The 12,926-nt window shown below is 70.4% G+C and carries 13 protein-coding genes; 2 read left to right on the top strand and 11 right to left on the bottom strand.

Features of this window, described 5'->3' with window-relative positions; all coding sequences use genetic code 11:
* Nucleotides 1-210: 210 nt before the first annotated feature.
* Both ACFYXB_RS10110 and ACFYXB_RS10105 read right to left on the bottom strand, forming a co-directional pair.
* The gene (locus tag ACFYXB_RS10110) at nt 211-939 is read right to left on the bottom strand and encodes a glutamine amidotransferase (RefSeq protein WP_351352540.1); all 729 of its coding nucleotides are present in this window, start codon (nt 937-939) and stop codon (nt 211-213) included.
* 20 nt (nt 940-959) lie between these two features.
* Complete coding sequence (locus ACFYXB_RS10105) at nt 960-2,198, bottom strand: MurT ligase domain-containing protein (RefSeq protein ID WP_351352543.1); 1,239 nt, start codon at nt 2,196-2,198, stop codon at nt 960-962.
* A gap of 150 nt (nt 2,199-2,348) precedes the next feature.
* Here ACFYXB_RS10105 and def point away from each other — a divergent pair, with 150 nt between their 5' ends.
* A complete protein-coding gene (def, locus tag ACFYXB_RS10100; RefSeq protein ID WP_351352546.1) occupies nt 2,349-2,888 on the top strand; it encodes a peptide deformylase in 540 nt (179 codons plus the stop codon).
* A gap of 94 nt (nt 2,889-2,982) precedes the next feature.
* Here the strand turns inward: def and ACFYXB_RS10095 are convergent, their stop codons facing one another.
* Nucleotides 2,983-3,624, bottom strand: coding sequence for a TetR family transcriptional regulator (locus ACFYXB_RS10095; RefSeq protein WP_389579874.1), 642 nt, complete (start codon nt 3,622-3,624; stop codon nt 2,983-2,985).
* A 170-nt stretch (nt 3,625-3,794) separates the two neighbouring features.
* On the opposite strand from ACFYXB_RS10095, the gene ACFYXB_RS10090 reads away from it, so the two are divergent.
* Nucleotides 3,795-5,021, top strand: coding sequence for an acyl-CoA dehydrogenase family protein (locus tag ACFYXB_RS10090; RefSeq protein ID WP_351352552.1), 1,227 nt, complete (start codon nt 3,795-3,797; stop codon nt 5,019-5,021).
* 109 nt (nt 5,022-5,130) lie between these two features.
* On the opposite strand, the gene ACFYXB_RS10085 is transcribed toward ACFYXB_RS10090, so the two are convergent.
* The 8 genes from ACFYXB_RS10085 to ACFYXB_RS10050 all read right to left on the bottom strand — a co-directional run bounded on the left by ACFYXB_RS10085 (nt 5,131) and on the right by ACFYXB_RS10050 (nt 12,893).
* Nucleotides 5,131-5,652, bottom strand: coding sequence for a cupin domain-containing protein (locus tag ACFYXB_RS10085; RefSeq protein WP_351352555.1), 522 nt, complete (start codon nt 5,650-5,652; stop codon nt 5,131-5,133).
* A gap of 7 nt (nt 5,653-5,659) precedes the next feature.
* Nucleotides 5,660-6,874 carry a cytochrome P450 gene (locus tag ACFYXB_RS10080; RefSeq protein ID WP_389579871.1) on the bottom strand — a complete coding sequence of 405 codons (1,215 nt, stop codon included), beginning with the start codon at nt 6,872-6,874 and terminating at the stop codon, nt 5,660-5,662.
* Nucleotides 6,875-6,881: 7 nt separating this feature from the next.
* Complete coding sequence (locus ACFYXB_RS10075) at nt 6,882-7,934, bottom strand: type III polyketide synthase (protein ID WP_389579868.1); 1,053 nt, start codon at nt 7,932-7,934, stop codon at nt 6,882-6,884.
* Nucleotides 7,935-8,185: 251 nt separating this feature from the next.
* Nucleotides 8,186-8,419 carry a DUF6213 family protein gene (locus tag ACFYXB_RS10070; protein WP_351352564.1) on the bottom strand — a complete coding sequence of 78 codons (234 nt, stop codon included), beginning with the start codon at nt 8,417-8,419 and terminating at the stop codon, nt 8,186-8,188.
* Nucleotides 8,420-8,444: 25 nt separating this feature from the next.
* Nucleotides 8,445-9,830: an NADP-dependent succinic semialdehyde dehydrogenase gene (locus tag ACFYXB_RS10065; RefSeq protein ID WP_351352567.1), complete on the bottom strand. Its 1,386-nt coding sequence runs from the start codon at nt 9,828-9,830 to the stop codon at nt 8,445-8,447.
* Nucleotides 9,831-9,907: 77 nt separating this feature from the next.
* The gene (locus ACFYXB_RS10060; RefSeq protein WP_351352570.1) at nt 9,908-10,372 is read right to left on the bottom strand and encodes an NUDIX domain-containing protein; all 465 of its coding nucleotides are present in this window, start codon (nt 10,370-10,372) and stop codon (nt 9,908-9,910) included.
* Nucleotides 10,369-11,907 (bottom strand): ATP-dependent DNA ligase, encoded by a 1,539-nt coding sequence (locus ACFYXB_RS10055; protein ID WP_389579863.1) that lies wholly within the window; start codon nt 11,905-11,907, stop codon nt 10,369-10,371. The genes ACFYXB_RS10060 and ACFYXB_RS10055 overlap by 4 nt, the downstream gene beginning before the upstream one ends.
* 29 nt (nt 11,908-11,936) lie before the next feature.
* Complete coding sequence (locus ACFYXB_RS10050; protein WP_389579860.1) at nt 11,937-12,893, bottom strand: NAD(P)/FAD-dependent oxidoreductase; 957 nt, start codon at nt 12,891-12,893, stop codon at nt 11,937-11,939.
* Between the last annotated feature and the right edge of the window lie 33 nt (nt 12,894-12,926).

Genomic DNA, 12,926 nt, shown 5'->3' with positions numbered 1-12,926 from the left:
CGAATACCTTCTCAACGTGGGCCGGGGACCGGACCGCGTTGTCCGGCTGGTTCCCGGCCACCCTACCGGCGTCAGGGGGTGGCTCCGTAGCAGGCGTCCGCCTGCTGGACTGGCCCGCCCATGTGAGCGGACAGGCCGTCAGGCGGGCCCGGGAACGACCATGCCGGAGTGTGCTTGAAGGATCCTTCAGTACCTCTGGACCCCCACTGTTCACGCAGGCTGCTGTGCCGCGGCGATGCGCTCGTTGCGGAGCGCCTCGTACCAGCGGTCGTCGATCGGCGGCAGCGCGTTGACGTCGAGCGCCAGCTTCAGCAGCAGATCGGCGATCAGCGGGTTGCGGGCGAGGACGGGCCCGTGCATGTACGTACCGAACACGGTGTCGTTGTACGCGCCCTCCGTGCCGTCGCCCGTGCCGTTGCCGCGGCCCAGGCGGACCTGGGCGAGGGGGCGGGCCGTGGGGCCGAGCTGGGTGATGCCCTGGTGGTTCTCGAAGCCGGTCAGCTGGGGCAGGCCCAGGCGCGGGTCGATGTCCGCGAGGACGTCGCCGACGCACCGCTCGCCCGTACCGCGCACCGTCGTCACGTCGAGCAGACCGAGGCCGGGCTCGCGCTGCCCGAGGTCGTTGATGAACTCGTGGCCGAGGATCTGGTAGCCGGCGCACACGGAGAAGACGATCGCGCCGTTCTCCACGGCCCGGTACAGGTGTCCGTCCCGGCGCAGCCGCTCGGCCGCGAGCCGCTGCGGACGGTCCTCACCGCCGCCGATCAGATAGATGTCGCCGGAGGTCGGGATCGGCTGGTCGCTGCGCACATCGAGCCGGGCCACGTCCAGACCGCGCTGCCGCGCCCGGCGCTCCACCACGAGGGCGTTGCCCTGGTCGCCGTACGTGCTCAGCAGGTCGGGGTAGATCCACACCAGCCGCAGTTGGTTGTCGCTCATGAAGTGATCGCCCTTCGTGGTCAGTTGCCGACGCGGCGGCGCAGGTCCTGGAACGCGGTGTAGTTCGCGATGACCTCGATACGGCCCGGCGGGGCCTGCTGGACGGCCTCGTCCAGGTTCTCGCAGACCTGGAAGTGCTGGTTCGCCACCTCCAGGCGCACCGCGAGGTCCAGCTTCCGGTCACCGATGACGAAGATCGGGTGGCCGGTCAGGCGCGTGTAGTCGACGTCCCACAGCCACGAGGTGTCGGTGCCGTCGGCGCCGCGCGCGTTCACGGAGAGGATCACCGGGGCCGGCGGCGGGTCGATCAGGGAGAACGTCTCGAGCCAGCCCGCCGGGTTCTTCGCGAGCAGCAGACGCAGGTCACGGCCCTGGAACTGGACGACGTCATAGCGCCCGGCGACCGCCTGCACCTGGTACATGCGCTCCAGGGCGACCTGCGGCGGCACCCCGAAGACGGCGGCGACGGCCGCGGAGCTGGTGGCGTTGGCCTTGTTGGCGCGGCCCGGCAGCTGGAGATGGATCGGCCAGGCGGACCCGTGCGGGTCCAGCACATGGTCCCCGGACAGTGCCCAGCTCGGCGTCGGGCGGCGGAAACCGCACTCGCCGCAGAACCAGTCCTCGCCCGGGCGCTGCATCACACCGCCGCAGGACGGGCAGGACCAGGCGTCGTCCTTCCACATCTGACCGGCGGCGACCCAGATCACATTGGGGGAGGAGGAAGCGGCCCACACCACCAGCGGGTCGTCGCAGTTGGCGACGACGACGGCCTTGGACCCGGCCAGGCCCTCGCGCCAGTTCTCCGCGAGCATGCGGGTCTCGGCGGCGCGGTCGAGCTGGTCACGGGAGAGGTTGAGCAGCGCGATGCACTTCGGGGAGGTGTCGCGGGCCACACCGGCGAGGTACTTCTCGTCGACCTCGATGACACCGAACTTGGCGTCCGAGCCGCCCGCCAGCGCGGAGGTGATGCCGGCGGGCATGTTGGCGCCGAGTGCGTTGGACACGACCGGGCCCGCGGCGCGCAGGGCCTCGGCGATGAGCCGGGTGGTCGTGGTCTTGCCGTTGGTCGCCGAGACGAGGGTCACGTCCAGGTTCTGGGCGAGCCGGGCGAGGAGGTCCGGGTCGAGTTTGAGGGCCACGCGGCCACCGATCACCGAACCGCTGCCACGCCCCGCGGCGCGCGACGCCGCCGCGACCGCCTTGCCCGCGGTCACGGCGAGCTTGGCCCGCGGCGTGAGCGGGTCCGAGTTGCCTGCCATCAGTTCTCGATCCTCCTTGCGTACGCGCCGCGCCTGAGCCATCCGGCAACGTGGTGTGGACCTCAGCCTATCGAGATCCATTCGCACACCCGAATTCCGGTCCGTGCCTGCGCGGCGGGCATGTGCCGATCGAACCGTACCCTTGCGGCCATGCGACAAGGTTCCATTCCGGGCGCCCGCGGGCGGGTTCGGCCCCTCACCCTGCTCGGCGACGCACCACTGCGCGAGCAATGCCGGGAAGTCACCGACTTCGGCCCCGATCTGGCGGCCCTCGTGGAGGACTTGTTCGCGACGATGTACGCGGCGCAGGGCGTGGGCCTCGCGGCCAACCAGATCGGCGAGTCCCTGCGCGTGTTCGTATACGACTGCCCCGACGACGAGGACGAACGCCACCTCGGCCATGTGGTGAACCCGCGCCTGGTGGAGGCGGACGGTGTGGTGATCCGGGGCCCGGAGGGCTGCCTTTCCCTGCCGAGGCTGGAGGCGGGGACGGAGCGGTACGACCACGCGGTGGTCGAGGGTTTCACGGTCACGGGGGAGCCGGTCACCATTCATGGCACGGGGTTCTTCGCGCGGTGTCTGCAGCATGAGTGCGATCACTTGGAAGGCAGGGTGTACGCCGACCACCTCACAGGCTGGCGTCACCGGCGACTCATGCGGCAGGTGACGCGAGCCTCTTGGCACCGCTGAGGGAGCCAACCCCAGGGGCGCGGGACTGTATCGATTTGCGGCTCCGCCGCGTGGGCGCGACCAGCCACGAACAACCCGCACCGAAACGCAATCGTCAGAACCCGGGCCCCCCGACCCGATCCCCCGCCGCAGCAAGCCGACCCCACAAAAGGTCGGCCAAACTCTTCACCAACTCCGCACGCGAGCACGGCCGTTCCCCCAGCCACCAGTCACCCGCGGCATGCATCATTCCGACGATCCCATGCCCCCACACCCGGGCCAGCTGCTGACTCCCCGGCCCGAGATCCAACCTGTCCTCGATCACCTGAGCCAACTCCTCGCCCATCCTGCGAAGCAGAGGCGCACTGTGCTTGCCGACGTCGAAGCCCTGGTCGCTCTGGGACCCCTCCGCCGGATGCATGAGGAACCGATACACCTGAGGCCGTGCCTCGATCGCGGCGAGGTACGTGTCCAAGGTGGACTCGACACGCTCCCGCCGATCCGCCGGAGCGTCCAGCGCCGCCCGCAGCGAATTGAGGAGCGCGTCCGTGTGCCGCTTGGCCAAGGCCGCGTAAAGCCCGCCCTTGTCGCCGAAGTGCCGGTAGAGGATCGGCTTCGTAATGCCCGCTTCCGCGGCGATCGCGTTCATCGAGGCCTGCGGACCGTCACGCAGCACGACTCTGTCCGCGGCCTCCAGCAGCTCGCGCCGTCGGCGGTCGGCGGACTGCTGTTGACCGGTCCGCTGCGTGGTGTTCATGATCTCTCCCCACCCGTGCTGGTTCGGTGACGCCTGCGCAAACTAACACTGACCGCACCCCTGACATCGAACGGGATGCCGACCGTTGCTCGGGAGTTGACATTTCCTACTGGTCAGTAACAGACTCGGGTTACCGCTAGTAACATGCACGTGCCGCCGCTGGAGGGGACATGGCCGAGTTCACCATGGAGCTCAACGACGAACAGAAGGAGGTCCGGGACTGGCTCCACGGCTTCGCAGCCGATGTGATCCGCCCCGCGGCCGCCGAATGGGACGAGCGTGAGGAGACTCCCTGGCCGGTCATCCAGGAGGCCGCCAAGGTCGGTATCTACTCGCTCGACTTCTACGCCCAGCAGTACTTCGACCCTACGGGTCTCGGCATACCGATGGCCATGGAAGAGCTGTTCTGGGGCGACGCGGGCATCGCCCTCTCCATCGTCGGCACCGGTCTCGCCGCCGTCGGCGTCCTCGCCAACGGCACCGAGGAGCAGATCGGCACCTGGATCCCGCAGATGTACGGCGACACCAACGACGTCAAGGTCGCCGCGTTCTGCTCCTCCGAGCCCGACGCCGGCTCCGACGTGGCCTCGATGCGCACGCGTGCCGTGTACGACGAGGCCAAGGACGAGTGGGTGATCAACGGCACAAAGACCTGGGCGACCAACGGCGGCATCGCCAACGTCCACGTCGTCGTCGCCGTGGTCGACCCGGAGCTCGGCTCCAAGGGCCACGCCTCCTTCATCGTCCCGCCGGGCACGCCCGGGCTCGCGCAGGGCCAGAAGTTCAAGAAGCACGGCATCCGCGCCTCGCACACCGCCGAGGTCGTCCTCGACAACGTTCGCGTCCCCGGCTCCTGCCTGCTCGGCGGCAAGGAGAAGCTCGACCAGCGCCTGGCCCGTGCCCGGGAGAAGGCCAGGGCGGGCGGCGAGCGCGTGAAGAACGCGGCGATGGCGACGTTCGAGGCGAGTCGGCCCGCCGTTGGAGCGATGGCGGTCGGCACCGCCAGGGCCGCCTACGAGGTCGCCCTCGACTACGCCAAGACCCGTGAGCAGTTCGGGCGGCCGATCATCGACAACCAGGGTGTGGCCTTTCAGCTTGCCGACATGCGGACGTCCATCGACGCGGCGCGGCTGCTGGTGTGGCGGGCGTCGTGGATGGCGATCAACGGGAAGCCCTTCACTGCGGCCGAGGGGTCCATGTCCAAGCTGTTCGCCAGTGAGACCGCGAAGAAGGTGACCGCGCAGGCCGTTCAGATCCTGGGCGGGAACGGGTACACGCGGGAGTACCCCGTGGAGCGGATGCACCGGGACTCCGCGATCTACACGATCTTCGAGGGTACGAGTGAGATTCAGCGGCTGGTGATCGCCCGTACGCTCGCGGGTATGCCGATTCGGTAGCGCCGCTCGGTGGGCGCGACTTGGACCACGAGTGCGTTGTGGTTGGTCGCGCCCACGCGGCGGAGCCGCATATTGTCACAGCCCCGCGCCCCTTCCGGGGCGCGGGTCCTCACCTGTGTTTCAGAGGCGTGAGTTGCTCGATGTCGTACCGCTTGCGCAGGTCTTCGATCGCTTCGTGGTCTGGCGGGCCCCCTGTTCCCAGGATCTCCAGCAGCTCCTCGAAGTAGCGTTCGTGGTCCGGGGGCGGGGACGCCTGGAAGAAAATCTTCGCCGGGGTGTCCGTCGGGTTCGCGAAGGCGTGGGGGCAGCCGGGGGGTACGGCGATCACCGTGCCCGGTGTCGCTCTTACCACCCTGCTGCCCGAACTCGACTCCCAGCGCTGCCAGTTGTCCGATGTGCGGATGCGCGGCTCGAAGGCGAGCACGTCGAGCTCGCCCTCTAGCACGTAGAACAACTCCTCGCTGCGTGTGTGCACATGGGCGCCGACGTCGAAGCCGGGCGGGACCTCCACCTCGAAGGTGGAGGCCGTCCGCGAGTGCATGCCGGTCACCTTGAACGTCACGCGCTGGGCCGGAGTCTGGACGACCCGGCCATGGCCCGGCGGTACGAGCAGTCCCTCCGTCGTCGTCATCGTGGCCTCACCACGCCACCGGCAGGGCCTCGGGCCCCCGGATCAACGCGCCCTTGCGGAACGCCACTTGGTCCGGCGGGACGGCGAGCCGCAGGCCCGGCATCCGGTCCACGAGGGCGTCCACGAGGAGTTCCGACTCCAGCCGGGCCAGCATGCCGCCGGGGCAGTAGTGCGGGCCGAAGCCAAACGCCACATGGGCGTTGGGGTTGCGGTCGAAGTCGATCCTCTCCGGGTCGGGGAAGACGTCCGGGTCACGGTTGGCCGCCAGGTACGACACATAGACCGCGTCGCCCGCGCGGATCCGTACGCCCCCGATCTCCACGTCCTCCATGGCGATCCGGGACAGTCCGACCGCGTTGCGGTGCGGGATGTAACGCAGCAGCTCGTCGATGGCCTTCGGCCTGATCTCCGGCTCGGCACGCAGCCGCCCGACCAGGTCCGGGCGGGTCAGCAGCAGGTAGAACAGCTGCCCGCTGTTGTTGGTGACCGCCTCGCCGCCGATCTGCAGCAGCACCGCGAGTCCCACGGCCTCCTCCAGGGTCACCTCGCCGCTGCCCACGGCGGCGCCGAGCAGCGAGGTGACGTCCTCGGCCGTGCTGCCTTCGCGCAGGCCGATGAGGTCGGAGAAGTACGCGCTCATCTCGTGCTTGGCCTTCTCGCTGGCCTGTTTGCCGTGCGAGGAGGACAGGATGAGCTGGGTCCAGTTGTGCATGCCCCGCCGGTCGGCCGCCGGGACGCCCATCAGCTCGCTGATCACCGCGATGGGGAACGGGCTGAGCACGGCACTGGTGAGGTCGGCGGGCGGACCGTCCTGGAGGAGTTCGTCGACCAGTTCGTCCAGCATGCCGCGGGCCTTGTCCCGGACCCGTTCCACACCCTTTGCGGTGAACGCGGCGGCGACCGAGCGGCGCAGCCGGGTGTGGTCGGGCGGGTCCAGGAAGCCGACCGCGCCGCGTTGCGGGATGAAGTGCGGGGCGAGCCGGGTGACCGGGTGGTCCATGACCGCCTCCCGGCTGAACCGGGGGTCGTTGGCCACCATCCGCACGTCGTCGTACCGGGTGACCAACCACGCCCAGCCCTCGCCGTTCGGCAGCTGGACGCGGGTGACCGGGCCCTCGCGCATCAGCTCGGTCAGCACCGGGTCGAAGTCGACCCCGGTCGGATCGAGCACCGGCCAGTGCCGGATGGGCGGCAGGGTCTCGGTGAGCGTCTTGTCGGTCATGCCGTCCTCAGCTTCCCTGCGTCCAGCTGCCGACGGTCATCTCGGCCGTGATACCGGGACCGAACCCGGCGAGCAGGCCGCGTGCCCGGTCCTCGGCGCCGCCCTCGTCGAAGAGCCGGCGCAGCGCGTCCAGCACGACGGCGCTGGCGATGTTCCCGTACTCGGTGAGCGTCGCCCGGCTGAACCGGAAGGCGTGCGGCTCGACCTTCAGGAACTTGCTGAGGTCGTCGAGTATTCGGGGACCACCCGCGTGGATGATGTAGAAGTCCAGGTCGGAGGCGTCCCAGCCGTGGGTGCCGGCGAGGTCCTGGAGCGCCGGAGCCAGCGGCTCCATCGTGGCGGGCACCCGCTTGTCCAGCAGGAAGTGGAAGCCTGTGGCCCGGACGTCGTACATGATCCACTCTTCGGTCTTGGGGATCAGATACGACCCGTTGCGCTCCAGCTCGACGCCCCTGCCGCCCCGGCCGCGCACCACGGCTGCGGCGATGCCGTCGCCGAACAGGCCGTTGGAGAGCAGCGAGCCGACGCCGAGGTCGGTGGGCTGGTAGCACAGCGAGCAGAACTCGCAGGCCACGATGAGGGCGTTGGCATCCGGGTAGGCCGTGCAGAAGTCGTGCGCCCGGTTGATGGCCGCCCCGCCGGCCGCACAGCCCAGCTGGGCGATGGGCAGCTGCCGGGTGGTACTGGCGAAGTCCATCTCGTTGATCAGCCACGCGGTGAGCGACGGCATCATGAAGCCCGTGCACGACACGTAGATGATGACATCGATGTCGGAGGTCAGGAGCTCCGCGTCGTCGAGCGCTCGCTGGATCACCTCGGGGACCCGGGCCTTGGCCTCCGTCTCGTAGAGCTTGTTGCGCTCCTCGAAGCCGGGGTGCTTCAGGGTCTCCTCGATGGGCTGCACGATGTGCCGGGTGCGTACACCGGTGTTCTCGATCAGCCGGAGGGCGAGTGGCAGGTGCGGATTGTCCACGTGGTGCGTACGCGCCAGCTCCAGCGTCTCCTCCATCGTGATCACGTGCTCCGGTACGGACACCGAGGGTCTGCACAAAGTAGCCATGAGCCGTCCCTGCTTTCTGCCTTCCGGCAGGCCTTCGCCGCCGGTCAGAAGGTGGTCCATTCAGAGTCACCCGACAGAGCGACGACTTCGCGCTGTGTTACTCCAAACCGGGGACGGCGGGTAAGGGGCGCTCCCCGGCCAAGGGCCCTGCAACGTGCCCCAAAGGGGCGCGGGGCAGTTTCGATATGCGGCTCCGCCGCGTGGGCGCGACAAGCCACGTACGGGCCGCGCCCGGCGACACGGAGAACCTGCTACGGCGCCCCACTGCTATGAGCAATGCACGCCACATCAATACGATCGGCCAGCTTCGCCAACTCGATGGTCAAAGCTGCCACCGTGTCCTCGTCGAGCCCACCCTCCCCGGCCTCGACAAGCGTCAGCCACCGACCCCCCACCGTGCGGAGCAGCTTGCTCACATCGGCCGCGGCCACCTGCAAGGTCCCGCGGTCGTCGACGATCAGAGGCAGAGTCACTTCGCGGTTCACAGACCGGATGTTAGCCGCGCAGTGCTCACGCACCGTGCCAAACCGTCGTGATGTTGCAGAACTCCCGGATCCCATGCCCGGACAGCTCACGCCCGTACCCCGAGCGCTTGACCCCGCCGAACGGGAACCCCGGATGCGACGCGGTCATCCCGTTGACGTACACCGCGCCCGCCTCCAGGTCCCGTACGAACCGGTCGACCTCGGCCTCGTCCCGCGTCCACACGTTCGAACTGAGCCCGAACGGCGAGTCGTTGGCGATGAGCACGGCCTCGTCGAGGTCACCGGCCCGGTACAGCGTGGCCACCGGACCGAACGCCTCCTCGCGGTGGATCCGCATCTCGCGGGTGATCCCGGAGAGGACGGTCGGCGGGTAGTACCAGCCGGGCGAGTCCGGGCGCTCGCCGCCGCACAGCACGTGCGCGCCGCTGCGCGTGGCGTCGTCGACCAGCTCCTCCAGGTCGGCACGCCCCCGCTCGCTGGCCAGCGGACCGACGTCCGTGTCCGCCAGCTGCGGGTCGCCGACCTTCAGCGCCTTCATGCTCTCCACGAAACGTTCGGCGAAGGCGTCGTACACGTCCGTGTGCACGATGAACCGCTTGGCGGCGATGCAGGACTGCCCGTTGTTCTGCACCCGCGCGGTCACCGCGATCCGCGCGGCCCGGTCCAGGTCGGCGGACGGCATGACGACGTACGGGTCGCTGCCGCCCAGCTCCAGCACCGTTTTCTTGATCATCTCCCCGGCGACGGAGGCGACCGCCCGTCCCGCGGGCTCGCTGCCGGTGAGGGTCGCCGCCCTGACTCGCTCGTCGCGCAGGATCTCCTCGACCGCGCCGGAGCCGATCAGCAGGGTCTGGAAGCAGCCCTCCGGGAAGCCCGCCCGGTGGAAGAGGTCCTCCAGGTACAGGGCGGTCTGCGGCACGTTGGAGGCGTGCTTGAGCAGGCCGACGTTGCCCGCCATCAGGGCCGGGGCGGCGAAGCGGACCACCTGCCACAGCGGGAAGTTCCACGGCATCACCGCGAGCACGGGACCGAGCGGCCGGTAGCGCACCTTGACGCGGGACGCCCCGGAGTCCTTCACGTCGGACTCCGCGGGCTCCTCGTCGGCCAGCAACTCCTCGGCATGCTGCGCGTACCAGCGCATCGCCTTGGCGCACTTCGCGGCCTCGGCACGGGCCTGCTTGAGGGGCTTGCCCATCTCGGTGGTCATGACCAGGCCGATGTCGTCGAGGTCCTCGTCCAGGAGGTCGGCGGCCCGGTTCAGGAGGCGGGCACGTTCGGCGAACGGCGTCGTCCGGTAGGTGCGGAATGTCGCCTCGGCGAGCTGGAGCCGGCGCTCGATCTCCTCGTCGCCCATGGCCTCGTATGTCTTGAGCGTCTCGCCGGTCGCCGGGTTCACCGTCGCGATGGGCATGGCCGACCTCCCTGTGAGCGGGCTTGATACGACCTTCGCGCGCGGCGCCGGGGACCGCAACGCGTGGCCGCCTGTGTTCAGCCGGAGTGCTCGGCCAGCCGGTCGAGGAAGGCGGTCTGGGCCTTGACGATCACGTCCGCCGCCCGGTCCAGATCGAACCACTCCACCCGGTCCAGCTCCGGGAACTCCTGGACCTTCCCGGACCTCGGCGGCCACTCCATCCGGAAGGTGCCGGGGTCGACCGCCCCCGGGTCCAGATCCGCCTCGACCGCCCACACCGTGACGATCTTGCCGCCCGTCTGCTTCACCTCGCCCAGTGGTACGGCCTCCCCGTCCGGCGGCGGCAGGCCCAGCTCCTCGCGGAACTCGCGCCGGGCCGCGTCCCAGGCCGTCTCGTCGGGGCCGTACTCGCCCTTGGGCACGGTCCACGCCCCGGCGTTCTTCCTGGCGAAGAAGGGGCCGCCCATGTGGCCGAGCAACACCTCCAGGCCGTCCTCGGTGTGCCGGAACAGGAGCAGTCCGGCGCTCCGCTTCTCCGTCACGGCCGTACCTCCGGGTGGGCGGCCAGCAGGGTCTCGACCGTGTCCGCCTCCTGCGGTGACTTGTCCTCGCGGTAGCGGACGACGCGGGCGAAGCGAAGGGTGACGCCGGCCGGGTAGCGGGAGGACTTCTGCAGACCGTCGTACGCGATCTCGACGACGAGTTCGGGCCGTACGGTGACCACCCAGCCGTCGTCCTCGACGGCCAGCTCCTGGAGCCGCTCGGTCTGCCAGCCCAGCATCGCGTCGGTCATGCCCTTGAAGGTCTTGCCCAGCATGGCGAAGGTGCCGTCCGGGTTGCGGGCGCCGAGGTGGAGGTTGGAGAGCTTGCCGGTGCGCCGGCCGTGGCCCCATTCGGCGGCCAGCACGACCAGGTCGAGGGTGTGGACGGGCTTGACCTTCAGCCAGGAGGCGCCGCGCCGGCCCGCGCTGTACGGGGCGCCCAGGGCCTTCACGACGACGCCCTCGTGACCGCGCGCGAGAGTGGCCGCGAGGAACCCCTCGGCCTCGGCGACGTCCTGCTCCCCGGACACCAGTGTCCGGCGGACCCGCATCGGCTCGGGCACCAGCCGGGCCAGCTCCGCGTGCCGCGCGTCGAAGGGCAGGTCGAGCAGGTCGCGGCCGTCGACGAAGAGCGCGTCGAAGAAGACGGGGGAGACCGGAACCTCCTGGGCGGCCTTCGCCACGTCCACGCGGGAGCCGACGCGCCCGGCGATCTCCTGGAACGAGCGGGGCCGGCCGTCCGCGTCGAAGGACAGCACCTCACCGTCCAGGACGAACCGCTCAACGGCCAACTCCATGGCCGCGGACGTTACTTCGGGCAGCCGGTCGGAGATGTCGTCGAGCGTGCGGGTGTGGATGCGCACCGAGTCGCCGTCCCGGTGGACCTGGACGCGGATGCCGTCCAGTTTCTCCTCGACCGCGCAGGCACCCAGCTTGGCGACCGCCTCCCCGACGGAGGAGGCGGTCTGCGCCAGCATCGGCAGGACCGGGCGGCCGACGGTGAGCCGGAACCGGTCGAGGGCGCCGGGACCGTCGGCCAGCAGAGCCTGGGCGACCGCCTGCAGCGAACCGGCGAGCATCACCGCCCGGCGTACGTCCCCCGCGTCCGCTCCGGTGGCCTGTGCGAGCCCCTCCACCGCCACCGCGTCCAGGGCGCCCTGACGCACCTCGCCGGTGATCAGCCCGAACAGGAAGCGCTGCTCGCCCTCGGTGGCCGCGCCCATCAGCTCGCCGACCAGGCGGGCCCGTTCGGTCTGCGAGCCCGGCCCGGACAGCTTGCCCAGCTCGGTGAGCCGGGCGTCGACCTCGCGTACGGTGAGGGAGGGTTCCACGGCCGGCGGGACGGGCCGGCTCAGCACCTTCCAGCCGACGCCGAGCCGTCCCTGTGGCAGCCGTCCGGCCAGGTACGGGATGACGATCGGCGCGTCGTCCGCCTCCGCCTCCCGGAACAGCTCGGCGAGCAGGGCGGTCTTGCGGGAGCGCGCCGCGGTGGCGGCGACCTCCCGGGACACGTCGGCGAGCCGGCTCAGCAGCATGCAGCCATCCTGCACCTCAGGCGCCGGGGCTACACCCGGATCGCCGCGTCGAGGTCGGCGAAGAGCAGTTCGCCGTTGATCGCGGCCCCGGCCCGGTAGCCGCGGCTGGCCGCGTTGACCACCTGCTCGGCGAATCCGCTCGCGTTGCCCGCCGCCCACAGTCCGGGCACGGTCGTCAGGCCCCGCTCGTCGATCACCGGGTAGGTGCCGAAGGGGGTCTCGCGCATCTCGGCGCCCAGCCGGACCAGGAGATCCGTCCGGGGCACGGCGCGCGGCGCCACGAACAGCACCTCGCGCTCGTACGCCGCCCCTCCCCCAGAGGGGGTACCCCCAGCGAGCCGCACGCCGGTGAGCCGGTCGCCGTCGACGTCCAGGCTCGCGACCTCGCCCGGCACCACCCGGACCCCGGCCGCCGCCAGCCGGCGCAGGTCGTCGTCGGCGAGGTCCGCCTCGGCGACCTGGTGCAGGAAGAGGGTCACGTCCTTGGACCACTGGGTGACCATGAGCGCCTGGTGCACGCTCAGCGGGGTCGTGGCGAGCACCCCGAACGCCCGGTCCCGCACCTCCCAGCCGTGGCAGTACGGGCAGTGCAGCACATCCCGGCCGAAGCGCTCCGCGAGGCCCGCGACCGGCGGCAACTCGTCCTTCAGCCCGGTCGCCACGACCAGTTGCCGGGCGTGTACTGCCCCTCCGCCGGCGAGGCGGACCGTGAAACCGTCGTCCCGGGTCACGTCCACCGCCCGGTCCCGGACCAGCTCGACGCCGTACCGCGCGATCTCCTCGCGCCCGACGGCGAGGAACTCGGCGGGCGGCATGCCGTCCCGGGACAGATAGCCCTGCATGTGCGCGGCGGGCGCGTTGCGCGGCTCGCCCGCGTCGACGACCAGGGTGCGGCGCCGGGCCCGGCCCAGCACCAGCGCGGCGGACAGCCCGGCCGCCCCGCCCCCGATCACGACGACTTCGTAGTTCCCTGTGTTGTCCGTCATGGTGACCACCTCCGGATGAGACGGTCGCTCGCA

It is taken from the genome of Streptomyces sp. NPDC002619 (assembly GCF_042889305.1).
GTDB lineage: Bacteria > Actinomycetota > Actinomycetes > Streptomycetales > Streptomycetaceae > Streptomyces.
This window is presented reverse-complemented; position numbering and strand designations above follow the sequence as displayed.

What these genes read in the sequence shown, in the direction of transcription:
- ACFYXB_RS10110 (WP_351352540.1), bottom strand. Translation starts at nt 939, where the DNA reads ATGAGCGACAACCAACTGCGGCTGGTGTGGATCTACCCCGACCTGCTG.
- ACFYXB_RS10105 (WP_351352543.1), bottom strand. Translation starts at nt 2,198, where the DNA reads ATGGCAGGCAACTCGGACCCGCTCACGCCGCGGGCCAAGCTCGCCGTG.
- def (WP_351352546.1), top strand. Translation starts at nt 2,349, where the DNA reads ATGCGACAAGGTTCCATTCCGGGCGCCCGCGGGCGGGTTCGGCCCCTC.
- ACFYXB_RS10095 (WP_389579874.1), bottom strand. Translation starts at nt 3,624, where the DNA reads ATGAACACCACGCAGCGGACCGGTCAACAGCAGTCCGCCGACCGCCGA.
- ACFYXB_RS10090 (WP_351352552.1), top strand. Translation starts at nt 3,795, where the DNA reads ATGGCCGAGTTCACCATGGAGCTCAACGACGAACAGAAGGAGGTCCGG.
- ACFYXB_RS10085 (WP_351352555.1), bottom strand. Translation starts at nt 5,652, where the DNA reads ATGACGACGACGGAGGGACTGCTCGTACCGCCGGGCCATGGCCGGGTC.
- ACFYXB_RS10080 (WP_389579871.1), bottom strand. Translation starts at nt 6,874, where the DNA reads ATGACCGACAAGACGCTCACCGAGACCCTGCCGCCCATCCGGCACTGG.
- ACFYXB_RS10075 (WP_389579868.1), bottom strand. Translation starts at nt 7,934, where the DNA reads ATGGCTACTTTGTGCAGACCCTCGGTGTCCGTACCGGAGCACGTGATC.
- ACFYXB_RS10065 (WP_351352567.1), bottom strand. Translation starts at nt 9,830, where the DNA reads ATGCCCATCGCGACGGTGAACCCGGCGACCGGCGAGACGCTCAAGACA.
- ACFYXB_RS10055 (WP_389579863.1), bottom strand. Translation starts at nt 11,907, where the DNA reads ATGCTGCTGAGCCGGCTCGCCGACGTGTCCCGGGAGGTCGCCGCCACC.
- ACFYXB_RS10050 (WP_389579860.1), bottom strand. Translation starts at nt 12,893, where the DNA reads ATGACGGACAACACAGGGAACTACGAAGTCGTCGTGATCGGGGGCGGG.